Annotated in this window: 22 protein-coding genes; 14 read left to right on the top strand and 8 right to left on the bottom strand. The window is 68.7% G+C overall.

Annotated features, from left to right (window positions below):
* Positions 1-127: 127 nt before the first annotated feature.
* The 9 genes from GVV86_RS00660 (at position 128) to GVV86_RS00620 (ending at position 6,732) form a co-directional block, all read left to right on the top strand.
* Positions 128-622: a hypothetical protein gene (locus GVV86_RS00660; protein WP_159800813.1), complete on the top strand. Its 495-nt coding sequence runs from the start codon at positions 128-130 to the stop codon at positions 620-622.
* 125 nt (positions 623-747) lie between these two features.
* Complete coding sequence (locus tag GVV86_RS00655) at positions 748-1,896, top strand: PP2C family protein-serine/threonine phosphatase (protein WP_159617778.1); 1,149 nt, start codon at positions 748-750, stop codon at positions 1,894-1,896.
* On the top strand, positions 1,893-3,845 hold the full coding sequence (locus tag GVV86_RS00650) for a glycosyltransferase family 2 protein (protein WP_159800811.1): 1,953 nt from the start codon (positions 1,893-1,895) through the stop codon (positions 3,843-3,845). The genes GVV86_RS00655 and GVV86_RS00650 overlap by 4 nt, the downstream gene beginning before the upstream one ends.
* Positions 3,829-4,161 carry an STAS domain-containing protein gene (locus GVV86_RS00645; protein WP_120167913.1) on the top strand — a complete coding sequence of 111 codons (333 nt, stop codon included), beginning with the start codon at positions 3,829-3,831 and terminating at the stop codon, positions 4,159-4,161. The genes GVV86_RS00650 and GVV86_RS00645 overlap by 17 nt, the downstream gene beginning before the upstream one ends.
* A complete protein-coding gene (locus GVV86_RS00640) occupies positions 4,154-4,582 on the top strand; it encodes an ATP-binding protein (protein WP_159617780.1) in 429 nt (142 codons plus the stop codon). Before GVV86_RS00645 ends, GVV86_RS00640 begins: the two co-directional genes overlap by 8 nt.
* Before the next feature lie 21 nt (positions 4,583-4,603).
* On the top strand, positions 4,604-5,224 hold the full coding sequence (locus GVV86_RS00635; RefSeq protein WP_159617781.1) for a trimeric intracellular cation channel family protein: 621 nt from the start codon (positions 4,604-4,606) through the stop codon (positions 5,222-5,224).
* Between the two features lie 77 nt (positions 5,225-5,301).
* Entirely contained in the window at positions 5,302-5,727 is a 426-nt protein-coding gene (locus GVV86_RS00630) for a hypothetical protein (RefSeq protein ID WP_120167907.1), read from the top strand.
* A gap of 1 nt (position 5,728) precedes the next feature.
* The gene (locus tag GVV86_RS00625; RefSeq protein WP_159800809.1) at positions 5,729-6,199 is read left to right on the top strand and encodes an HIT family protein; all 471 of its coding nucleotides are present in this window, start codon (positions 5,729-5,731) and stop codon (positions 6,197-6,199) included.
* 155 nt (positions 6,200-6,354) lie between these two features.
* Positions 6,355-6,732 (top strand): hypothetical protein, encoded by a 378-nt coding sequence (locus GVV86_RS00620; protein ID WP_159617783.1) that lies wholly within the window; start codon positions 6,355-6,357, stop codon positions 6,730-6,732.
* Positions 6,733-6,947: 215 nt separating this feature from the next.
* On the opposite strand, the gene GVV86_RS00615 is transcribed toward GVV86_RS00620, so the two are convergent.
* The 4 genes from GVV86_RS00615 to GVV86_RS00600 all read right to left on the bottom strand — a co-directional run bounded on the left by GVV86_RS00615 (position 6,948) and on the right by GVV86_RS00600 (position 10,780).
* Complete coding sequence (locus GVV86_RS00615; protein ID WP_159800807.1) at positions 6,948-7,139, bottom strand: hypothetical protein; 192 nt, start codon at positions 7,137-7,139, stop codon at positions 6,948-6,950.
* A gap of 453 nt (positions 7,140-7,592) precedes the next feature.
* Positions 7,593-8,687: a polyprenyl synthetase family protein gene (locus tag GVV86_RS00610; protein ID WP_246669825.1), complete on the bottom strand. Its 1,095-nt coding sequence runs from the start codon at positions 8,685-8,687 to the stop codon at positions 7,593-7,595.
* A gap of 9 nt (positions 8,688-8,696) precedes the next feature.
* Positions 8,697-10,013: a geranylgeranyl reductase family protein gene (locus GVV86_RS00605; protein ID WP_159800805.1), complete on the bottom strand. Its 1,317-nt coding sequence runs from the start codon at positions 10,011-10,013 to the stop codon at positions 8,697-8,699.
* Positions 10,013-10,780 carry a demethylmenaquinone methyltransferase gene (locus GVV86_RS00600; RefSeq protein ID WP_159617786.1) on the bottom strand — a complete coding sequence of 256 codons (768 nt, stop codon included), beginning with the start codon at positions 10,778-10,780 and terminating at the stop codon, positions 10,013-10,015. Before GVV86_RS00600 ends, GVV86_RS00605 begins: the two co-directional genes overlap by 1 nt.
* Positions 10,781-10,882: 102 nt before the next feature.
* Between GVV86_RS00600 and GVV86_RS00595 the strand changes: the two genes are divergently transcribed.
* The 4 genes from GVV86_RS00595 (at position 10,883) to GVV86_RS00580 (ending at position 14,788) form a co-directional block, all read left to right on the top strand.
* A complete protein-coding gene (locus GVV86_RS00595; protein ID WP_159800803.1) occupies positions 10,883-12,223 on the top strand; it encodes an isochorismate synthase in 1,341 nt (446 codons plus the stop codon).
* 127 nt (positions 12,224-12,350) lie between these two features.
* Entirely contained in the window at positions 12,351-13,145 is a 795-nt protein-coding gene (locus GVV86_RS00590) for a transporter substrate-binding domain-containing protein (RefSeq protein WP_159617788.1), read from the top strand.
* A gap of 81 nt (positions 13,146-13,226) precedes the next feature.
* Positions 13,227-14,012 carry an amino acid ABC transporter permease gene (locus GVV86_RS00585; RefSeq protein ID WP_159617789.1) on the top strand — a complete coding sequence of 262 codons (786 nt, stop codon included), beginning with the start codon at positions 13,227-13,229 and terminating at the stop codon, positions 14,010-14,012.
* Positions 14,012-14,788 (top strand): amino acid ABC transporter ATP-binding protein, encoded by a 777-nt coding sequence (locus tag GVV86_RS00580; RefSeq protein WP_159800801.1) that lies wholly within the window; start codon positions 14,012-14,014, stop codon positions 14,786-14,788. The genes GVV86_RS00585 and GVV86_RS00580 overlap by 1 nt, the downstream gene beginning before the upstream one ends.
* Here GVV86_RS00580 and menD read toward each other — a convergent pair.
* Both menD and GVV86_RS00570 read right to left on the bottom strand, forming a co-directional pair.
* The gene (menD, locus tag GVV86_RS00575; protein ID WP_159800799.1) at positions 14,785-16,503 is read right to left on the bottom strand and encodes a 2-succinyl-5-enolpyruvyl-6-hydroxy-3-cyclohexene-1-carboxylic-acid synthase; all 1,719 of its coding nucleotides are present in this window, start codon (positions 16,501-16,503) and stop codon (positions 14,785-14,787) included. The two genes, GVV86_RS00580 and menD, sit on opposite strands and share 4 nt — an antisense overlap.
* Before the next feature lie 96 nt (positions 16,504-16,599).
* Positions 16,600-17,139, bottom strand: coding sequence for a DinB family protein (locus tag GVV86_RS00570; RefSeq protein WP_159800797.1), 540 nt, complete (start codon positions 17,137-17,139; stop codon positions 16,600-16,602).
* A gap of 241 nt (positions 17,140-17,380) precedes the next feature.
* Here GVV86_RS00570 and GVV86_RS00565 point away from each other — a divergent pair, with 241 nt between their 5' ends.
* Positions 17,381-17,638, top strand: a complete 258-nt coding sequence (locus tag GVV86_RS00565) for a hypothetical protein (RefSeq protein ID WP_246669824.1) — start codon at positions 17,381-17,383, stop codon at positions 17,636-17,638.
* 62 nt (positions 17,639-17,700) lie between these two features.
* On the opposite strand, the gene GVV86_RS00560 is transcribed toward GVV86_RS00565, so the two are convergent.
* Together GVV86_RS00560 and GVV86_RS00555 are read right to left on the bottom strand one after the other, a co-directional pair.
* A complete protein-coding gene (locus GVV86_RS00560; protein WP_343033049.1) occupies positions 17,701-19,518 on the bottom strand; it encodes an immune inhibitor A domain-containing protein in 1,818 nt (605 codons plus the stop codon).
* A gap of 298 nt (positions 19,519-19,816) precedes the next feature.
* The gene (locus tag GVV86_RS00555) at positions 19,817-20,869 is read right to left on the bottom strand and encodes a class I SAM-dependent methyltransferase (RefSeq protein ID WP_159800796.1); all 1,053 of its coding nucleotides are present in this window, start codon (positions 20,867-20,869) and stop codon (positions 19,817-19,819) included.
* Between the last annotated feature and the right edge of the window lie 14 nt (positions 20,870-20,883).

Below are 20,883 nucleotides of genomic sequence, written 5' to 3'. Positions count from 1 at the left end.
GCAGGTTCGTAAGGATTGGCCGAGTAAGTCCACAGCTTTACCGCAATCCGCGGACTGACAGGGGAAGAGGCGAATACCGTCGATGGAAGAGCCGGCGCTGGGCCGGCTCACCCGAAGTGAGGTATTCGTGAACGTTGTACAGAAGATCGCCGCTGCCGGTCTCACCGGCATGCTCGCACTGACCCTCGGAGCGGGAGCTGCAAGTGCGGCTCCGTCCGCCACGGCGAAAGCCAACCCCGTCGCCGCCGCCGCCAAGGCCAAGCCTGCCGGAACCTCCAACTCCACCGTCGCCAAGGCCAACCCGGTTGCTGCAACAGCCAAGGCCAAGGCTCCGGTTGCCGCTGCCAAGACCCTCGCCGCCGCCAAGGCACCTGGGGCCGCCAAGGCCAACCCCGTCGCCGCCGCCGCCAAGGCCAAGGCGCCTGGAACGTCGAACTCCGAGGCGGCCCACCTGCACTCCAAGGGCTACCAGAAGAACATCGACAAGCCGAAGCCTCCGGTAGTGGTCGTGCCGCCGGCACCCGAGCCGGAGCCCGCTCCCGAGCCGGCACCCGAGCCCGCCCCCGAGCCGGCACCGGAGCCCGCACCCGCCCCCGAGCCCGCACCCGAGCCCGCCGCCTAGCCAGCTGCTGCTGGAATGAATGAGGGGCACCGGCGCCGACCGCCGTCGTGCCCCTCATTCGCGCGACGACACGACGTACTGCACCGCTGCACGGCCAGCTCTGGCCGTAGCGTTTAATGAGGGACATGACTGACGCTCCGGATCGACGCCGTGCCCTGGTTGTAGAAGACGACGCCGATATCCGGAGCCTCCTGGTGCAGATCCTCACCATGCAGGGCTTCGACGTGACCGAGGCGGGAACCGCCAGGGATGGACTCCTGGCCGCTCGCCTGGGGGTCGACCTGATCACCCTGGACCTCAACCTGCCCGACGGCGACGGCATCGAAATCTGCAGGGAGGTGCGCACCTTCTCCGATGCCTACATCCTCATGATCACCGCCCGCACCGACGAGATCGAACGGCTGACGGGCCTCGAAACCGGAGCCGACGACTACATCTCCAAGCCGTTCAGCCCCCGCGAACTCGTTGCGCGCCTCAACTCGATCTTCCGCCGCCAGAACCGGCAGAGCGCCGTCGAGGAGGCCAACGCCACCGAGCGGCGCCGCGCGGCCGAAGTCCAGCAGAGCCTGCTGCCCCGTGATGCGCTCTCCCTCGACGACTACGACCTGGCCGGCCAGTTCCGTCCCTCCCGCAGCGTCGGCGGGGACTTCTACGACTGGTACCGGACCGCCGACGGGCTCCACCTCACCGTCGCCGACGCCATGGGCAAGGGCATGGGAGCGGCCCTGATCGCCGCCACCGTCCGAGCGGTCATGCGGTCGGTCTCCAACCAGTCGAACATCGATGCGGCGTTCAACGCCGCCGCCCGGGCCACCGAGCCGGACCTCGACAAGGCCGGATCCTTCGTGACCCTCTTCCACGCCCGGTTCAACACCTCCACCGGCATTGTCGACTACGTCGACGCCGGCCACGGCCTCGCACTTCACATCACCGCGGGAGGCGACTGCATCCGCCTCTCCCCCGGCGGTCCGCCCGTCGGGGCGTGGGCCGGGCAGACCTGGACACCGGGCCGGCTGGTCCTGGCCCCCGGAGACACCCTCGCCGTCATCAGCGACGGCCTGCTCGACGCCTACCCCACGATCGATGAGTTCACCGCAGCGATGGCCCGGGTGGTCCATTCGAGCGGGAGCGCCGCACAGGCCTGCGAGACGCTGCTCGGGCTCGCCGACGTGCCCGAGGTCGACGACGACGTCACCGTCGTCATCCTCCGCCGGAAGGCCACCGGCGCTACCGGTGAAGCCGAGAACCTCCGCGCGGCGGAGCGGGCCGGGTGAGGCACCTGCCCACCCGCCTCCTGGTGGTCCTGACCGTCCTGCTGGGCATCAACTATCTCGCATGGCGCTGGCTGGAATCCCTCAACTGGGACGCCTGGTGGATCGCGGTTCCCCTGGTGGCCGCGGAGACCTACAGCCTGATCGACGTCGGGCTGTTCGGGCTGACCGTGTGGAAGAAGAAGCAGCGCACGGCCCCGCCCGCCCCCGCCGATGCCACTGTCGACGTCTTCATCACCACCTACAACGAGCCTCCGGAGATGGTGCTGGAGACGGCACTCGCGGCGAAGGCCATCCGGCACCCGCACAGCACCTGGATCCTCGACGACGGAGGACGCGAGGAGGTGCGGGAGCTCGCGCGGCAGCATGGCCTCGGCTACCTCACGCGGGGCCCGGACTGGGCGGACCGGCCCCGGCACGCCAAGGCAGGCAACCTCAACAACGCACTCATGGAGACCCAGGGCGAGTTCCTGCTGATCCTCGACGCCGACCAGGTACCCGATCCCGCGATCCTCGAGAAGACCCTCGGCTACTTCAACAACCGGCGGATGGCCCTGGTGCAGACCCCGCAGTACTTCGCGAATGTGCCCGACGATGACCCGCTGGGCAGCCAGGCCCCGCTGTTCTACGGACCGATCCAGCAGGGCAAGGACGGCTGGAACGCGGCCTTCTTCTGCGGATCCAATGCCGTCCTGCGGCGCGAGGCACTCATGCAGCTCGGCCTGGCCGGCTACGTCAAGGAGGTCGAGCAGGGCGTCACCAGGGCCCTGAAGGCCTCCCGGACCGCCCTGCGCCGGGCCCGCAGATCGCCCGAGGCGGCCGACCCCCTGGTCGCGGGGCTGCTCGACGACGTCGAGTCGGCAACGGAGCGTGCGCGGGCGGAACTGCGCGCGGGCGTGTCCCTCAGCGAGGTCACCTACCGGGTGCGCCGGACCGTCGACGAGGCCGTGCAGTCCCTGGTCGGCGCCGACTTCTCATCGCTCGAGGCCGACCTGGCCGACATTGCGGCCCTCGAACAGGGTACGGAAGCCGCCCTTCCTGACGGGGGCGAACTGGACGGCGCGATCGAACGCATGTCCCACCGCGACCTGTCCCCGCTGGCGGCCCTGGAGTCGGTCCAGGGGGTCCTCGACGCCCTCTCGATCGAGCGCTCCGCGGAGGCCCAGCCGATCATGCCGATGGCGACCATCTCCGTCACCGAGGACATGGCCACCTCCATGGGGATGCATGCGATGGGCTGGCAGAGCGTCTACCACCACGAAATACTCGCCACCGGCCTGGCCCCCGAGGACCTTTCGACAATGCTGACGCAGCGGCTGCGCTGGGCGCAGGGCACCATCCAGGTCCTGCTGCGGGAGAATCCGCTGGTCCGCCGCGGCCTGGGACTGGCGCAGCGCCTGATGTACTTCGCGACGATGTGGTCCTACCTCAGCGGCTTCGCGGCCGTCGTCTACTTCGCCGCCCCGGTCATCTACCTCACCCTCGGCGTGCTTCCGGTGACCGGGATCAGTTCCGAGTTCTTCCTCCGCTTCGTGCCGTTCATGGTGGTCAACCAGCTGCTGTTCGCGGTCACCGGCCGGGGCATCCCCACCTGGCGCGGCCAGCAGTACAGCCTGGCGCTGTTCCCGACCTGGATCCGGGCCTGCACGACGGCGGCCCGCAACGTGTGGTTCGGGCGCCCGCTGGGCTTCGCCGTCACCCCCAAGACCCGTCAGGAATCCGGACCCCGCTGGGACCTGATCCGGCCGCAGCTGATCGTGATGGCGCTGCTCGCCGCAGCACTTGTCGTCGGGGTGGTCCGGCTTGTGGCCGGGCTCAACGAGCCGATCGGGACCCTCGTCAACGTGGCCTGGGTGGCCTTCGACCTGCTGGTCCTCAGTGTGCTGATCAAGGCAGTAAAGTACAAGGGGTTCACCCCCGAAACGAGGAGCGTAGATGCGGTTCAGCACTGAACAAAAGGACTCCTACACCGAGGTGTCCGGCACCGGGCGGCTCAATATGGTTGCGGCGCCGAAGCTGCGCGAGGTGGTCGGCGAGGTAGTCTCGGCGGGAAACAAGCGCATCGTGCTCAATATGCTGGCCACCGACTTCATCGACTCCTCGGGCCTGGGCGCCCTGATCGGCTGCCTGAAGATGGCCCGCCAGGCCGGCGGAGACCTCCGCATCGCCTGCGTGCAGCCCCAGGTGAAGATGGTCCTGGAGCTGACCAGCATGAACCGGGTCCTGACCCCGCATGCCACGGCCGAAGGCGCTTTCTCCAATGACTGAGGTGCTCGCGCAGCGCGCCTACCAGGCGCCCGCGACCCCCGAGGCGATCGACGAGCTCCACACCGAGCTCGACCGGATCTGGGAGATCGCCTCCTTCGTTCCCGAACTCGACCAGATGGCCTTCACCACCGCGGTGATCGAGTCCGCCTCGAACGTGGTGCAGCACGGCGTCGCGGTGCCCGGCGGCGAGCTCCGGCTGGCCGTCACCCTGACCGTCATGGCCTCGGTGCTGCAGGCCCGCATCTCGGAGATCGGTGCCGTGCCCTCGCCGAAGATGCCGTCGGCCTCCCTGCCGGACGACGACGAGGAGAGCGGCCGGGGCCTGGCCCTGATCGAGGCGCTGATGACCACGATCACCGTGGAACTGCGGGGCGAAACGAAGACCTGGGTGCTCTCGCGGGAGATCGAAACCCCGGCCTGACCCACCCCTGAAAAGGACTTCATGACCGCCGCGTCCCAGATCGCCCTGATCCTTGACCTGCTGGGCGTCTTCTTCTTCGCCGTCTCAGGCTCCCTGCTGGCTGCACGCAAGGGCTTCGACCTCGTGGGCTCCCTGCTGCTTGCCTCCCTCGCGGGCCTCGGCGGCGGCGTCGCGCGCGACGTCATCATCGACACCCCGCCGGCGGCATTCAGCAACCCGGCCTACCTCATTCCTCCCCTGCTGGCGACGGTGCTGGTCTACTTCACCGTGGCGGGGGTGGAACGGATCAAGCGGGTCGTGGTCATCTTCGACGCCGGCGGGCTTGCCCTGTTCTGCGTCACCGGGACCGTCAAGGCACTGGATTTCGGCCTCAACCCGGTTGCCGCCGTCCTGCTCGGCGTGACGACCGGGGTGGGTGGCGGCCTGCTGCGGGATGTGGTGGCCAATGAGGTGCCGCAGCTGTTCGACCCGCGCGACATCTACGCGCTCCCCGCCATGCTCGGCGCCGCCGTCGTGGCGCTTCTCGTCGGGGCCGGGTGGTTCAACCTGTTCACCGGCACCGCGGCCGCGTCCGTCGTCTTTGTGCTGCGCCTGCTGTCCTGGCGGTACGGGTGGCGGGCACCGCTCGCGGCGCGGACCTAGGCGGCAGCGGGCCGGTCACCGGGCCCCGCATTGGAGGATAGGATGGAGCCTTCCCCCAATCCCATCTGGAGTTTTTCGTGACCGAGCTGTTCCTGGACAAGTTCCGCGCCCTGGTTCCTGCCTACTTTGACGACCAGTGGGAAGAGGAGGACGGCCTCTCGCCGGCCGAGATCGACGAGCTGATGGAGGGGAAGGATTTCCAGCTGCCCCTGGCGCTGCGTGAGTTCTACCTCGCGGTCGGGGCGACCGAGGACATCATGGAGGCATTCCACTTTTTCTGGGACCCGGACGAGCTCGAGATCGAAGACGGCTTCCTGCTGTTCCTTGAGGACGAGGACGAGCAGTACACCTGGGGAATGCGCGCCGACCAGCTGTCGGTGCCCGACCCGATCATCTGGCGCCGCAACAATGCCCGCGGTGAGTGGCAGAGCGAAGAGGGAACGTTCAGCGAGTATGTCCTGGACCTGTTCGAGTGGGTGTTCGAAGACACCGACGAGGACTGAGATGTCCGGGTTCGTCAATCACGCCCCTGAGGGCTACCAGTGCCCCTTCTGCGATCTGGCCCGCGGAAACTTCGATAACCCGCGCAACCTCTGCCGGCCCGGGGACGTCATCTATGCGGACGACCTCGCCCTCGCCTTCATCGCCTCGCACGGATTCGCGCCGAATCCCGGCCACGTGCTGATCACCCCGCGCGCCCACTTCGAACTGCTGTATGAACTTCCCGACGACGTGGCCTCGCGCATCATGCTCCTCACCCGCGACCTCGCCGTGGCGATCAAGCGGGCGTGGCAGCCCGACGGCGTCTCTACCCGCCAGCACAACGAGCCCGCGGGCAGCCAGCACGTCTGGCACTACCACCAGCACGTCCTGCCGCGGTGGCACGATGACGGTTTCTATTTCACCCCGAAACGCCCCATCGTCGACCCTGAGGTGCGCGCCCGGAAAGCACGGGAACTCCGCGCCGCCCTGTAGCAGGCAGCGGAAAAAATTTTCGATAATAGTCTCGACATTTGTATTGACGTAGATCGCGCCGTCGGTATTATTTGTTCGCAGGGGGCTCGCCGGAAGAAATTGCGGCGGTCAAATCTGGTCTCGTCGTATTCAGCACTGCTATCGACGGAGTTGCCATGCTCAAAAAGTCCCTTGCCGCGGCCGGACTGGCTGCCGCTTTTGTTTTCATCCCCACAGCCGCAAACGCACTCGACTGCGTGAACGTATCCCGGCCCCCGGCCGCGTGCGGGTCGAACTGTACGACCGGGCCGGTCATCAAGGGCAACTGGGTGTGGCTGCCCAGTGTCTTCCCCGGCGGGCCCCAGTCCTGGGTCCTCGTTCCCCCCGGAACCATCCAGGGTATCGGCGTCGCCGGCGAGAGCGGCAATTTCCAGAGCGGTGAGGGCTATGCCCTGCTCGTCAACGCGATTTGCGACTCCCAGGGCTCGGTGCTGGTCCACCGCCAGACCGAGCACGGCATTCAGCTGCTGGAGGGGTGCTCGGCGCCGCACTAGGAGCGGCACCAGCCGCGTCGTCCGGCACCGGCCCCCTGCAGTCCGGTGCCGGGCCACCCTCCGGGTGCCGGACTCTTGCAGTCCGGCACCTTCCGGTGCTATTAAAAGAGGTGTCCCGGAGGACCCGGGCGGCAAAAACATGTGCGGCCATTGTGTAATTGAAAGCTGATTCTGCAGGGGTTTCAATGTTGATGCATTCCGTCGAGTCCCGTGAATCATTCACGGTGTCCGAGTTCCTCGAATTGATGTACCTCGATGATGATTTCTTGGATGCCGAATTCCAGGAGATCGTCGAGCGTATCGACCCTCCCGACCGCGTCCGCGGCATAGCCGCCCCGGCCCGCCGCCGCGGGAGGGGCACCGGTCCCGCCCAGGGCAGCCACCGGCCCCGCCGGTGGCTGCAGCACGGCAGCCGGACCCCGCCGCCGGCCCGGGAGCGTTCGCCCCCGACCGGGCGGCACCGGCAGCGGTGCTCAGCTTCGCAACGGATCAGGGCCTTTCGCGCGCCCGCCCATCCTTGACTGGGCAGCGGGGTGACTGCAGGGATCATCTCGGGACTTCACCGGCAGATCCCCGGCTCGGCCTCGAGCAGCCAGTCGCTCGTGGAACTGATCCAGCCGGACGCCGCAATCTGTCCCGGCAACTTCGCCGGACCGTGGTCAACGGTGAGCGAGAAATCATCCGGATCGGCGAAGCGTACATCCCGCCGCAGGCCGGCGCCGTTTCACTGGGATTCGCCATCCCGGCCACCTCGACCCCGGCGACACCGTCGACGTCGAATTCACGCGGGGAGCCGACGGGGAGCAGGCCCGGATCGAACCGGCGGAGCGGCCGGCCGAGGGCCGGTGAGCTCTCGAGGGTTACACGTCCCGGCTGACGACAGCCTGCGCGAAGCTCGTGAGGGCCTGCTTCACGACGCTCTCGGGCAGGGGCTCCAGGGCGGCGACGGCGTCATCGGCCCAGCGCTGGGCGAACGCCCAGGCCTCCTGCGTCTGCGGGTGCGCACGCACTGCGGACACTGCCTCCTCGAGCGCCTCATCGGAGCTGAGGTCGCCGTCGACGAGGGCCAGCACGTCCGCGGCCGAAGTGTCGCCGGCGGCGGCGGCGCGCCGCAGCAGGATGACCGGAAGGGTCGGCACGCCCTCGCGCAGGTCGGTGCCGGGCGACTTACCGGAGGTTACCTTCAGCCCGGTGACGTCGATGACGTCGTCGGCAAGCTGGAAGGCCACCCCGACCTTCTCGCCGTACTCCACCATGACGTCGATGACTTCCTGGGAGGTGTTGGCAAACAGCGCACCCAGCTGGCCCGAGGCGGCCACGAGGGAGCCGGTCTTGTCGGCGATGACCGAGAGGTAGTGCTCGAGCGGATCCTGATTCTCGCGCGGCCCCACGGTCTCGTGGAGCTGCCCCAGGCACAGCCGCTCGAAGGTGCGGGCCTGGATCCCGAGCGCCTCTCCGCCGAGTTCGGACACCAGGATCGAGGCCCGCGCGAAGATCAGGTCTCCGGTGAGGATGGCCACGGTGTTGCCCCACACCTCGTGTGCCGTGGGGGCGCCCCGGCGGTAGGGCGCCGAGTCCATCACGTCGTCGTGGTAGAGGGTGGCCAGGTGGGTCAGCTCGACGACGACGGCGGCCTGGACCACCTCGGGCCGGCCGGGGTCGCCAAGGTGGGACGCCAGGAGCGTCAGGAGCGGGCGGATGCGCTTGCCGCCAGCCTCCACCAGGTGGCGGGAGGTTGCATCGGCCAGCCGATCGGCGCTGGCAATGGCCCCGCGGAGCTGCTTTTCCACCTCGGTCAGGCAGGAGGAGACGGCCGGGCCAAGGTCGGGATCGTCGGCGATGAGCGCGAACCCCGGCGGCAGCTTGAAGGCTGAAAGGCCGTCGTCCGGGTTCTCAGCGGTGTCGAGCGTGCCGTTTTCCACGCTGGTCATGCCGGAGTCGAAGGAGGAAGTCACTGTATAAGCCTAACCAAGTGGGGTGGCGGATGACGCACGGGTACCGCGGGGGGCCAGCGGCTGATTCGCGGTGGGCGGCACCAGCGCTTCGAGCAGGTGGATCACCCGGTCTTCAAAGCCGCGCCCGCCGGCGTCGGTGAGGTTGGCGAGCATCCTCACCACGAAACGCATGAGCAGCGGAATCGGCATCCCGGTGCGCAGGGCCAGCCGCAGGATGGCCGGTTTACCGATCAGCTGGGCGAACACCCGGCCGAGCGTGAAGTGGCTCCCCCATTGGGACCGGATGTGCGGGGCGTAGCCGGTGAGGACCTGGTCCCTTCCGGCGAGGGAGGTGACATCCTGGGCCGAGTTGATGAACTCCGCGGCGAAGCGCGCCGATTCCATGGCGTAGGAGATGCCCTCGCCGTTGAAGGGGGAAACCATACCGCCGGCGTCGCCGAGCAGCAGCAGGCCGGGGCTGTAATGCGGGGTCCGGTTGAAGCCCATGGGCAGGGCGGCCCCACGGATCTCCCCGACCTGGTTGTCGGGGGTGAACCCCCACTCGGCCGGCATGCCTGCGGTCCAGTCCCGGAGGACCTGCTTGTAGTCGAGCTTCCCAAACTCCGACGAGGAGTTAAGGATGCCCAGCCCGACGTTGGAGGTGCCGTCGCCCACCCCGAAGACCCACCCGTAGCCGGGCAGCGGGCGCCCGGTGGCGTCGGGCAGTTCAAGCCAGCCCTCCATCCAGTCGTCGTCGTGCCGGGGGCTGGTGAAGTAGGTGCGCACGGCGACGCCGAGGGGCCGGTCGTCGCGTTTGGCCATCCCGAGGCTGACGGCGGTGCGGGTGGAGTTTCCGTCGGCGGCAAGGACGACGTCGGCGGAGAAGGTGCGCGACTCACCCGTCTTCCGGCCACCGTCGTCGAGCAGGTTCGCGGTGACGCCGGTGACCCGGCCCGTCTCGTCCCGGACGGCCGCGGAGACCGAATGTCCCTCGAGGATGGTGGCGCCGGCCGCGCGGGCGTGGCCGGCGAGGGCCTCGTCGAAGCCGAGGCGGGTGCGCACCAGCCCGTACCCGGGGAAGTCGCTCAGCTCGGGCCAGGGGACCTCGACGGTGCGGCCGCCGGCGAGCAGGCGCAGGCCCTTATTACGCCGCCAGCCGTCCGCTTCGTCGTGCGGGAGGCCAAGAAGCTGAATTTCACGCACCGCGCGCGGCGTGAGTCCGTCGCCGCAGACCTTCTCCCGCGGGAAATACGTCTTCTCAAGGACGGTGACCTCGATGCCGGCCCGGGCGAGGTAGTAGGCGGCGGTGGAACCTGCGGGGCCAGCCCCGACAATGAGGACTGACACTAGTTGACTGCCCGGGTGCTGCGGCGGCGGAGCCGCGCGCGGGCGGCGGGCGCCGCTGAGGGCCGTGGCGTCCCGCCCGGTTTGACCGCGCGGTGAATGGCGACGATCCCGCCGTTGAGGTTGCGGTAGGCCACCTCGCCCCAGCCGCTTCCGGTGATCCAGGCGGCCAGCTCATCCTGGTTCGGCCAGGCCCGGATGGACTCGGCCAGGTACACGTAGGCGTCGGGGTTGGAGCTGACCTTCTCGGCGATCGCCGGCAGGGCGCGCATCAGGTATTCGGTGTAGAGGTTCCGCCACAGCGCCACGGTGGGCTGGGAGAACTCGGCGATGACGAGCCGGCCGCCGGGCTTGGTGACCCGAAGCATCTCCTCGAGGGCCTTGCGCGGCTCATTGACGTTGCGCAGCCCGAAGGAGATGGTGGTGGCGTCAAAGGAGTTGTCGGCGAACGGCAGGTTTGTGGCGTCCCCGGCGACGAAGTCGATGTCGGGGCGGCGGCGCTTGCCCACGGTGAGCATGCCGAGGGAGAAATCACAGGCGACGACGTGGATGCCGTTGTCCGCATAGGGCTCGCTGGAGGTGCCCGTCCCGGCGGCAAGGTCGAGGACCCGCTGTCCCGGCTCGGCACCCACCGCCTGCACCACGAGGCGCCGCCAGCGGTGCGTCTGCCCGAGGGAGAGCACATCGTTGACCACGTCGTACCGGGGCGCGACGCCGTCGAACATGGCTGCTACTTCATCAGGGCGCTTTTCCAGTGATGCACGGTTCACCCGCCCATTGTCTCAAACAAAACCGGCCCACCCGACCGCGGCCGCCGGGACGGGCCCCACCCCGGAAGCCGCACCTGCGCACCGGAGTAGGCTTGGATCATCATGAGCAATCCCTTTCCTGCCGTGCTTGCCCCGGCACCCGGGCGCGCGGGCGGCCTGAGAAGCATCACCATCCCCCGGGGGCGGATCGAACCCGAGACGGGTCTTCTCGATTACGTGGTCCGCAACGACGCCCATACCTGGATCCGGCGCGGAGGCGGCCTTGTCGCCTTCGGCGAGGTGACCCGTTTCACCACCTCCGGCCCGGACCGCTTCGCGGAGGCGCAGCGGTGGTGGCGGAGGGAACTGGAATCGGCCGAGGTGGTCAACGGCCTCACTGTCCCGGGCACCGGTCTGGTGGCGTTCGGCTCCTTTGCCTTCTCGAAGACCTCACGGCACGCCTCGCGGCTGATCGTGCCGGAAATCATCATCGGCTGCCGCGACGGGCAGAGCTGGTTGACCTATATCTCGAACGACGCCGACACCGAGCTGAGCGCCGAAGCAGCGGAGGCGGCCCTGGCCGCCTACCTCGAGGAGGTGGATCCCGCCCGGGCCCCGCACCCCGAGGACCGGCTCGCCCCGGGGGTGCTCACCGAGGAGCAGTACCTTGAGGCGGTGGCCGGCGGGGTGCGGCGGATCCAGGCCGGGGAGCTGAGCAAAGTGGTCCTGGCCCGCGACGTGGTGGCCGAACTCGGATCCCCAGTCGCCACGGCGCAGGTCCTGCGTGAGCTGGCGGTGCGGTACGAGGACTGCTGGACCTACTCCGTGGACGGGCTGATCGGCTCCACCCCGGAAATGCTGATCAAGGTTGAGGATTCGACGGCGCAGGCCCGCGTGCTCGCCGGCACCCTCGACCGCGCGGGAGCCCCGGCGGATGATCCGGGGTATGCCGAGCGGGTGCTTGCCGGGTCGGCGAAGCAGCTCCACGAGCACTCGATCGCCATCGACTCTCTGACCCGCCAGCTTGAACCGTTCACCGACTCGATGACCTCCCACAGCGAGCCCTTCGTGCTGCAGCTGCCCAATGTCTGGCATCTGGCCTCGGACGTCCGGGCCCGGCTGACCCGGGACGGCGGCGGCGAGGTGCCGACCTCGCTCGCCCTGGTCGAGGCGCTGCACCCCACGGCCGCGGTCTGCGGCACTCCGACGACCGTTGCCGGCGCGCTGATCCGTGAGCTTGAACACCTTGAGCGCGGACCGTACGCCGGACCGGTCGGCTGGATCGACGCCGAAGGCAACGGCGAATGGGGCATCGCGCTGCGAGGCGCGGTGATTGAAAGCAGCACCCGGGTGCGGCTGTATGCAGGGTGCGGAATCGTCGAGGGCTCACAACCGCAGGCCGAACTGGCCGAAACGTGGAGCAAATTCCGCCCGATGATCGAGGCGCTGGGCCTCTCCCGGTAGCTCGGCCGTATTGCCCTGGGAAAGTGCTTGGTTACCAATACGCATCTCCTGTAGCCTGTGACGCACATCTCTTGTGCAGTTAGAATCAACACGACCTTTCCTACCCGTCCAAAAGCAGAGGTATCCGATGTCTTCCAAGAAAACCGCAATGCTGGCCGCACTGGCCGCCGGAACGCTGGCGCTGAGCGCCTGCGGCGGCGGCTCCGATGAAGCAGGCGATTCAGGCGAGGCGGGCGGCCTCAACCTGGTGAAGGACGGCGCCCTGACCGTCTGCTCCGATATTCCGTACCCCCCGTTCGAGTTCGAGGAAAACGGCGAGTACACCGGCTTCGATATCGATCTGATGCGCGAGATCGCCACGGGCCTCGATCTTGAGCTCGATGTCCAGGACGTCGGCTTCGACGGACTTCAGAGCGGCGCGGTCATCGCCGCCGGGCAGTGCGACGTCGGCGCCAGCGCCATCACGATCACCGAAGAGCGCGCGGAAAACCTCACGTTCTCCGAGCCGTACTACGACTCGCTGCAGTCACTGCTGGTACCGGCCGACTCGGACGTCGCGTCCATCGATGACCTCGCCGGCAAGTCGGTCGGCGTCCAGCAGGGCACCACCGGGGAGACCTACACCCGCGAGAACGTCCCTGCGGACACCAAGGTCGTCGCGTTCCCGTCCGACGCGGAGATGTACGCCGCCATCCAGGCCGGCAACGTCGACGCCCTGCTCCAGGACCTGCCCGTGAACATCGGGCACACCGAAGAAGGCGCGTTCACCATCGCCGAGGAGTACAAGACTGACGAACAGTACGGTTTCGCCTTCGCCAAGGAAGGCAGCGAGGACCTCGTCTCCGCCGTCGACGAGCAGCTGTCCACCCTGCGCGACAACGGCAGGTACCAGGAAATCTACGACACCTACTTCGCGGAGTAGAAAAACCACCGCTGGTGCCCCGGTGGCCGCACGCCGCCGGGGCACCAGCGCGCCATCTCCTGAAGGAAGGTACATCCCAGCGTGAAAGCCTCTACGCGCCGGCGCCTCGTCCAAGGCGTTCTTTACGCGGTCTTTATCCTCGTGGTCCTCGTCGTCGTTCTCCTCGCCGACTGGGACACGATCGGCTCCTACTTCTTCAACCTTGAAGTAGCGGCGGAAACATTCCCTGAAATCGTCGTCATCGCGGCCAGGAACACCATTCTCTACACGGCGATCGCGTTCGTCGGCGGGCTGTTCCTCGGGCTCCTGCTGGCCCTCATGAAGCTGTCCCCGGTCCTGCCCTACCGCTGGTTCGCAACCGCCTACATCGAACTCTTCCGGGGACTTCCGGCGCTGCTGGTGATCTTCGGCTTCGCCTTCGCCATCCCCATCGCCTTCCAGTGGCGCCCGCCGGGAGGCAGCGCCGGAGCGGGCCTGATGGCACTGATCGTCGTCGCGGCCGCCTACATCGCCGAGACGATCCGGGCGGGAATCGAGGCCGTCCCCAAAGGCCAGGTCGAGGCGGCCCGCTCGCTGGGCATGAACCCGGCGTGGACCATGGTGTCCGTCGTGCTGCCCCAGGCGTTTCGGATCATCACCCCGCCGTTGACCAACGAACTGGTGATCCTGATCAAGGACACCTCGCTGCTGTTCATCGCCGGCATGGCCCTGGGCGAACGCGAGCTCACGGTGTTCGCCCGGGACTCGGTGACGAGCCAGGCCAACGCCACCCCGCTGGTGGTCGCCGCCCTGATGTACCTCGCGATCACCTTGCCGCTGACGCAGCTTGTCGCGAAACTTGAACGACACAACAAGAGAGGCCGGTGATGGCAGTGACCAGTTCGTCAAAGGGTGCCTCCGCAGTGAGCACCACCGAACCGGCGATCGACGTCCGCGCCCTGTGCAAGAGCTTCGGCAGCAATGAGGTCCTCAAGGGCATCGACTTCCACGTCGACCAGGGCGAGGTGGTGTGCGTGATCGGGCCGTCCGGCTCCGGCAAGTCCACGCTGCTGCGCTGCGTGAACCGGCTGGAGGAGCCGACCACGGGCACCGTCATAATCGAAGGCGTCGACATCACCGATGAGGAGACCGACCTGGACAAGATGCGCACGCGCATCGGGATGGTCTTCCAGCAGTTCAACCTGTTCCCGCACCTCAGCGTGCTCGCCAACCTGACCCTCGCCCAGCAGCGCGCCAAGAAGCGCAGCAAGTCAGAGGCCATCGAGGTCGCCCGGCGAAACCTGGCCAAGGTCGGCCTCGCGGAGAAGGCGGATGCCTTCCCCGCGCAGCTCTCCGGAGGCCAGCAGCAGCGTGTCGCCATCGCGCGGGCGCTGTCGATGGATCCTGACATGATGCTCTTCGACGAGCCCACCAGTGCACTGGACCCGGAGCTCGTCGGCGACGTCCTCGAGGTCATGAAGCAGCTGGCCCGGGAGGGCATGACCATGATGGTCGTCACCCACGAGATGGGTTTCGCCCGCGAGGTCGGGGACCGCGTGGTGTTCATGGACGGCGGCGTCGTGGTGGAGCAGGGCAAGCCCGAGGACGTCCTCGGCAACCCTCAGCACGAGCGCACCAAAGAGTTCCTCTCGAAGGTGCTCTAACCCTCCACCGCCCGGAATGCCGCATCGACGGCATCCCGGATCCGGCCGTGCAGCGCCCGCAGCGACTGCCGGTCCGCCTGGACTTCGATAATGGAGCGGCCCCTGAGGGGCCGCTCCATTGCCGTTTCAAGGCCCTGCAGCGTGGTGACCCGTTCGAAGGCCACCCCGTACGCCGCGGCCAGCGCCGCCAGGTCCACCTGCTGCGGCGTCCCGAAGAGCCGCTCCACGGCGGCCCCGTAGCGTGCCTTCGTCGCGGGCTCCCCGTGTTCAAGCAGGCCGAAGATCCCGCCGCCGTGATCGTTCAGCACCACCAGCTGCAGGTCGGGCTCGGCCTCCCCTGCGCCAATGAGCAGCCCGCCTGCGTCGTGAAGGAAGGTCAGGTCGCCCATCAGCACCCGGGTGGGCACCCCGGTGGCCAGGGCAATGCCGGTGGCCGTCGACACCGTGCCGTCAATGCCTGCCAGCCCGCGGTTGGCGAACACCTCGAGCGGGTGCCAGCCCGGAGCTGCGGTGAGGTCGACGTCCCGAATGGGGTTCGATGAGCCGAGCACCAGGAACCCGTCCGTCTGCTCCCAGACGGCCTCGGCGACGGCGGGACCGGTGAGGCCCTCCTCGCCGGCGAGCAGGGTGGCGATGGCCGCATCGGCGGCCGCACCGGCGGAGCGCCAGGCCTCAAGCCAGCCCGGCGCCGCCGGGCCGGCGAACTCGAGGAGGTCGGGAAGGTTGTCGATGATGCGCTCGGGGCGGCGGCCCGGCTCGAACCACGCCGCCGGTTCCGGAAGGTAGAGTGCCCGCTCGATGTCGGTACGGGCCAGCAGCGCGGCCACCGGCCGGGACAGCGTCGGGCGGCCGAAGACCACCACCCGGGTGATGCCGGCGCCCAGGTGCCCGAGGAGCAGGCGGTAGGGTGCGATGGCGCTGGTGCCGAACCGGGCATTGGAGGACGGCTCGGCCAGCAGCGGCAGCCCGAGGTGGGCGGCGAAGACCGCCGCCAGCTCACCGGCACCGTGGCCGGCCACGACGACGGGGCCGCCGGACGCCGGCGCTGAGGGTGCCCGGCGTTCTCCGTCCTGGAGGGCCTCCGCGGAGCCGGCCGCGCCGTCTCCGCCGACCGACGGCACCGCCGCGGCATCGTGCGGGAGTGCCGGCGCTGCGACCGGCGCGTCCCAGGCGTCCCCGGCCGGTACCAGCGGGTCCCGGAAGGCAAGGTTGAGCTGGACCGGCCCTGCCGGTGCTCCGCCGCCGCAGGCCTCGCGCACCGCGCGGGCCACGAAGGGCCCGGGGTCCTCCCCCGCCGGCACGTCGAAGGCGCACCGGACGTGGCTGCCGAACAGGCCCGGCTGCTGCGTCGTCTGGTTGGCGCCGGTTCCGCGCAGTTCCTCGGGCCGGTCCGCCGAGAGCACCACCAGCGGCACGGCCGCGTGGTTGGCCTCCATGACGGCCGGCAGGAGTTCCCCGACGGCAGTGCCCGAGGTCGTCAGCACCGCCGCGGGCCGCTTCCCGCCCAGGGCCAGGCCCAGCGCCGTGAACCCGGCCGAGCGCTCGTCGATGCGCACATGGAGCGTCAGCTGCCCGGCGGCCTCCGCCTCGGCCAGCGCGTAGGCCAGCGGTGCGCTGCGGGAGCCGGGGGCGACGACGACGTCGTGCACACCCCCTCCGGCCAGGGCCGTCACCGCACGCCGCGCCGCTTCGAGGGATGGAAGGGAATCGCTCATTCCCCAATACTTCCACGCTCGGGGCAGCCGCCCGCCGCCCGCCCCCTCGGGTGGCCGGCGCCGCGGTGGGGCCGGCCGGGCCACAGAGGTACCGGGTTACTCTCCGGTGCTTCCGTCGACGGATTCCCGCAGCAGGTCGGCGTGGCCGTTGTGCCGGGCGTACTCCTCGATCATGTGGACGAGGATCCAGCGCAGGCTCGGCGCCTCGCCGCTGGCCCAGGGGCGCTGGGCACGCTGGTCCAGCCCTCCCGCGCGAATCGCCTGGGTGGTCAGCGAGCGGGACCGTCCCACCGTCCCTTCCCAGAGGGACAGGAGCTCACCGGGGGCGTCACCGGCGGCGGAGTGCCACTCCCAGTCGGGGTCGGTCTTCCAGTCCACTGCGTCCCACGGCGGCTGCCGGTCCTGTCCGTGCAGGGTATAGGTGAACCAGTGGTCCTCGACGAAGGACATGTGCTTGAGCAGGCCTCCGAGGGTCAGGGCCGAGACGCCGACCGTGGCGGACAGCCCCGCCGCGTCGAGTCCGCCCGCCTTCCAGGCAAGGGTGGCGCGTTGGTAATCGAGGTAACCGAGCAGGGTCTCGGCTTCGGTGCCTGCGAGCGGAGGTTCAACCCGGCCCTGGTCATCAACGGTGGTCATGCGCGGGAACTCTACGCGCCGGGGCCTGCGGGGGCAATGTCGGCAGCGGAGCCGGGGCCTGCGGGGCAATGTCGGCAGCGGAGCCGGATCCGGCGGGCGGACGATCCGGAGGCAGCGGTCTCCGCCCGGAGGTGGGGAGATTCCCAGCGGCGGCTCAGGAGACGCTCATCTTTGCCTGTCAGGCTGGCACGGGTTTGCGCCGTATGTCCGTTGAGCCGTAGGTCCGTTGAGAGGAGCCGAATTGCTTTCCAGGAGTATTGAACGCGGCCGGCCGGAGGCCTGGTCGTCCGTGGACGGTGCCGCCGCCGCGCGGGGCCGCTGGCAGGAGCTGAGCGCCGGAGACGCGGTCGTCGTCGAACTCGGCAACGGCCGTTCGGTGCGCGGGGTGGTCGATGCCCTGGTCGAGGATGCCAGTGTGCTCTGGGTGGAGCTGGACGGGGGAAAGGGACGCCGCCTGTTCCACTGGGAGGACGGCGTGGCCATCCGCCCGCTCAGCTGACCGTCGATGAACGCAGAAGGAGCCGGGAGAATCCTCCCGGCTCCTTGCCAGTGCCCGGCGGGTCAGCGTACCTGGAGGGTGAGCATTCCGTTCGGGTTGGACTGGATCACTTCGATGCTGGTGCCCGTACCGGCGACGATGACGGAGCCCTGCGGGTTCGCCGGATCGTAGTAGGCGTTGGGATTGGTGTCATCGAAGCGGGGGACGCCCGGCTGCGACGGCGCGGTGAGCGTCGTCATGCCGGTCGCCTGCTCGCGGTGGAGGCTGAGCGGATCGGTGGCCTGGCGACCGAAGGTGGCGTCGTAACTCTGGATGCGGTTGCGCACCACCGTGCCGTCAGACCAGGTCAGTGGCTTCGGGTGGGCGTCCACGGGCAGGGCGAGGCCCTCGCCCGGGTGCTGGCGCGTGTTGTTGTTGCGCTGCGCGGTGTTCCAGTAGGTGATGCTCAGGCCGTCCTGGTAGGTGTAGTGCTCCACGGTGTCCGGGGCGCTCAGGCTCCAGCCGAAGTTATACGGGCCGGTGGCGAGCATCCCGTCGTAGCCGAGGTACTGGCGGTTCTCGGCGATGTAGAAGCGGCTCTTGCCCGCCGCGTCCTTGGGCAGGTTCACGACGACGGCCTGCGGGGCCTTCGTCGCATGGAAGGACGGACCAATGGTGTGGGTCGAGGCGCGGCCGGCCGTGGCCACCTCATAGTCGAGCCACCCGAGCTGGATCTTCTCCCACGCTCCCATGTGGTTCGGGGTGGTGCCAATCGAGCCCTTGCCGTGGCCCAGCCAGGAGCCGGAACTCATGAGAGTCCAGAAGCCGGTGCCGTTCTCGCCGCCGCTGGTGTCATAGAGGTCGGGCAGGCCGAGGTCGTGGCCGTATTCGTGGGCGAAGACTCCGAGGCCGCCGTTCTCGGGCTCAGTGGTGTAATCCCGGATCCAGAGGTTGGAGTTGCCGATCTTAATGCCGCCATAGGGGTTCGCCGCGGGCCCTGAGGTGCCCCGGCCGGCCTGGCCGACGGCCCAGCGGTGGGACCAGATGGCAGACGAGGGCGCCCCGGCTTCCTCGCCCTCGCCGGCGTGGATGGCCTGGAAATGGTCGATGTAGCCGTCGGCTTCGTTGAAGTCGCCGTCCTTGTCGTAGTCGTAGCGGTCCCACTGGTCGAAGGTGGCCAGGTACGCGTCGATCTCGGCGGGGGTCTTCCCGGCGGCGAGCTGCGAGTCGTACCAGGCATTGGCGGTGTCCTGCACGAACCGGGTCATGTCGGCCTGGCTCTCGGTTTCGCCGTAGCTGGCCGAGTTGAAGGGGACCGTCACCCAGTCGCTCACATCGCCGTCGACCGTGTAGCGGCCGCTGGACATCTCCTCGTAGACGCCCTTGAGGGATTCGCCGTCCCCGCTGAAGAACATGTCCAGGAAGTGCGCCCGGTCGAAGCGTGGCGCCCAGTAGGTGGAGTTGTCCACCGCTCGGTTCGGTTCCTTGATGGTGTTGCGCTTCGGACCGGGCGCGGAGGTCGGGTAGCGGGGGTCGACCTGGTCGCCGAAGTCCACGAGGAAGGAGAGGATCTGGTCGCTGCCGGTCAGCCCGTACTCGGCCCACTGGCCCGGAGCGACCCGGACGGCTCGAGAGCCGTTGCGGTTCTCAACCTTGGCCTCGCCGGAGATGACCTTCTCCACCGCCTTCTGGTTGAGGTCGCGGCGGGCGTCGGCCACCGGGTCGGAGCGGTCGTCGGACTTGGGGGGTGCGCCGTCGGCACCGGGTGAGGAGGTGGTTGACGGTGAGACCGGATCGGAGCCGGGAGCGGCATACGCACTCACGGGGGCGAGCACGACGGCGCCGGTGACGGCGAGCGCCATCGCGCGCCGCATCCGCCGTGGAGGGGTAGTGGAATTCAAGGGTTCTCCTTAGTGAAATGTCCCAGCTGGGCGGAGCTCCGTGATGGAGGCCGCCGTGGCGAACCTGTTGCCTAAGCACACGTTCTGGGAGGACGGTAACACCGCGCTTCACCGGTTTCCCGCCTTGTTTTCACTACGAGCCACTTTTTCTATATCCCCTAGCCGAAATGCGGCCGGCTTTGTATAGTGCGCGGCTGCGGTCAGGGGTAGGTGTCATCCTGGGTGGCGCCCATCCGCGCCCCCCCCCCTGACGGCCGCCGGCGGCAGCGATTAGGGGGGGCGCGGATTCCTGCAGGCTTCAGCGGCGTGCTTCGAAGACGCGGTTGAACGGCGTCTGGGCCACGCGGCGGAAGGATGTGAACCCATTGCGGTGGAACAGGTACGCCCACGTTTCGTCCGGGACCTGATTGCCGAGGGCCGTTGTGCCGCCGGCCAGCGCCGAAGGGGTGCAGAGCATCGCCGAGCTGGGGTAGAACAGCCGCGCGGCGAACAATCCCGCCGCGTCGTCGGGGCCCTCGGCGGTCATCGGTTCAACGGCCATCACGGAGCCGTCCTCGGCCACCTGCCGGGCAGCGTGCGCGATCACCCGTTCCGGGTCCCCCATGTCGTGAAGGGAGTCGAAGAAGGTGATCAGGTCATACGGCCCTCCCCCGTACTCGGCTCCGGAGGCGTTTTCCATCCGGATCCGGCCTGCCACTCCTTCTGCCGCCGCCTTCTTGGCCGCCGCGTCCAACGAGCCCTGGTGCAGGTCGACCGCGACGAACCGCGAGGCCGGGTACTCGGCAGCCATGAGCGTCAACGCCGTCGCATGCCCGGCGCCGATGTCGGCAACACTGGCGCCTGCGGCCAGTTTGGACTCGATCCCCGAGAGCGCCGGAAGCCATTGGCTGAAGAGGCACGCACGGTATACCGGACCGAACGAGCGGTCGAAGCCGTCGAACAGCCCCGGATTCTGGTCTCCCCAGGCCAACGCTCCGTCCGAGCTGAACGCGGCGTCGATGCGTTGCTGCCCCTGGACCGTGGCGGCAAGCACCTCGGTGAGGCCGCCAAGGTATGCCGGTGATTCCTCGACAGCCAGAACCATGCCCTGTTCCGGCGAGAGGCTGTACCGGCCGTCGGGATCCGCGGTGATGTATCCGGCCAGGGACTGGCCCACCAGCCATTCCTGAAGCAGGCGTTCGTTGGTGCCGGTCCGCCCAGCCAGTTCGCCTGCACTCGCGGGGCCGGCGGAGAGGGCCCGGTAGAGGCCCTGCCGCACCCCCAGATGGACTGAGACGACCCCCCACGCGCCTGCAAGCTCGGTGGCCAGCTGTGCGGTCAGGGCGTTCAGCTCGGTTTCATTGATAGTCACGGAAACTCCTTTGT

The sequence above is a fragment of the Arthrobacter zhaoguopingii genome (assembly GCF_009828595.1).
GTDB classification, from domain to species: domain Bacteria; phylum Actinomycetota; class Actinomycetes; order Actinomycetales; family Micrococcaceae; genus Arthrobacter_D; species Arthrobacter_D zhaoguopingii.
Note: the sequence above shows the minus strand (reverse complement) of the source record. Positions and strands in the feature narration are given on the sequence as shown.

Bases quoted from the DNA above. Each gene is read 5' to 3' on its own strand.
- GVV86_RS00655 (WP_159617778.1), top strand. From the start codon at position 748: ATGACTGACGCTCCGGATCGACGCCGTGCCCTGGTTGTAGAAGACGAC.
- GVV86_RS00645 (WP_120167913.1), top strand. From the start codon at position 3,829: ATGCGGTTCAGCACTGAACAAAAGGACTCCTACACCGAGGTGTCCGGC.
- GVV86_RS00640 (WP_159617780.1), top strand. From the start codon at position 4,154: ATGACTGAGGTGCTCGCGCAGCGCGCCTACCAGGCGCCCGCGACCCCC.
- GVV86_RS00635 (WP_159617781.1), top strand. From the start codon at position 4,604: ATGACCGCCGCGTCCCAGATCGCCCTGATCCTTGACCTGCTGGGCGTC.
- GVV86_RS00625 (WP_159800809.1), top strand. From the start codon at position 5,729: ATGTCCGGGTTCGTCAATCACGCCCCTGAGGGCTACCAGTGCCCCTTC.
- GVV86_RS00620 (WP_159617783.1), top strand. From the start codon at position 6,355: ATGCTCAAAAAGTCCCTTGCCGCGGCCGGACTGGCTGCCGCTTTTGTT.
- GVV86_RS00595 (WP_159800803.1), top strand. From the start codon at position 10,883: ATGAGCAATCCCTTTCCTGCCGTGCTTGCCCCGGCACCCGGGCGCGCG.
- GVV86_RS00590 (WP_159617788.1), top strand. From the start codon at position 12,351: ATGTCTTCCAAGAAAACCGCAATGCTGGCCGCACTGGCCGCCGGAACG.
- GVV86_RS00580 (WP_159800801.1), top strand. From the start codon at position 14,012: ATGGCAGTGACCAGTTCGTCAAAGGGTGCCTCCGCAGTGAGCACCACC.
- menD (WP_159800799.1), bottom strand. From the start codon at position 16,503: ATGAGCGATTCCCTTCCATCCCTCGAAGCGGCGCGGCGTGCGGTGACG.
- GVV86_RS00570 (WP_159800797.1), bottom strand. From the start codon at position 17,139: ATGACCACCGTTGATGACCAGGGCCGGGTTGAACCTCCGCTCGCAGGC.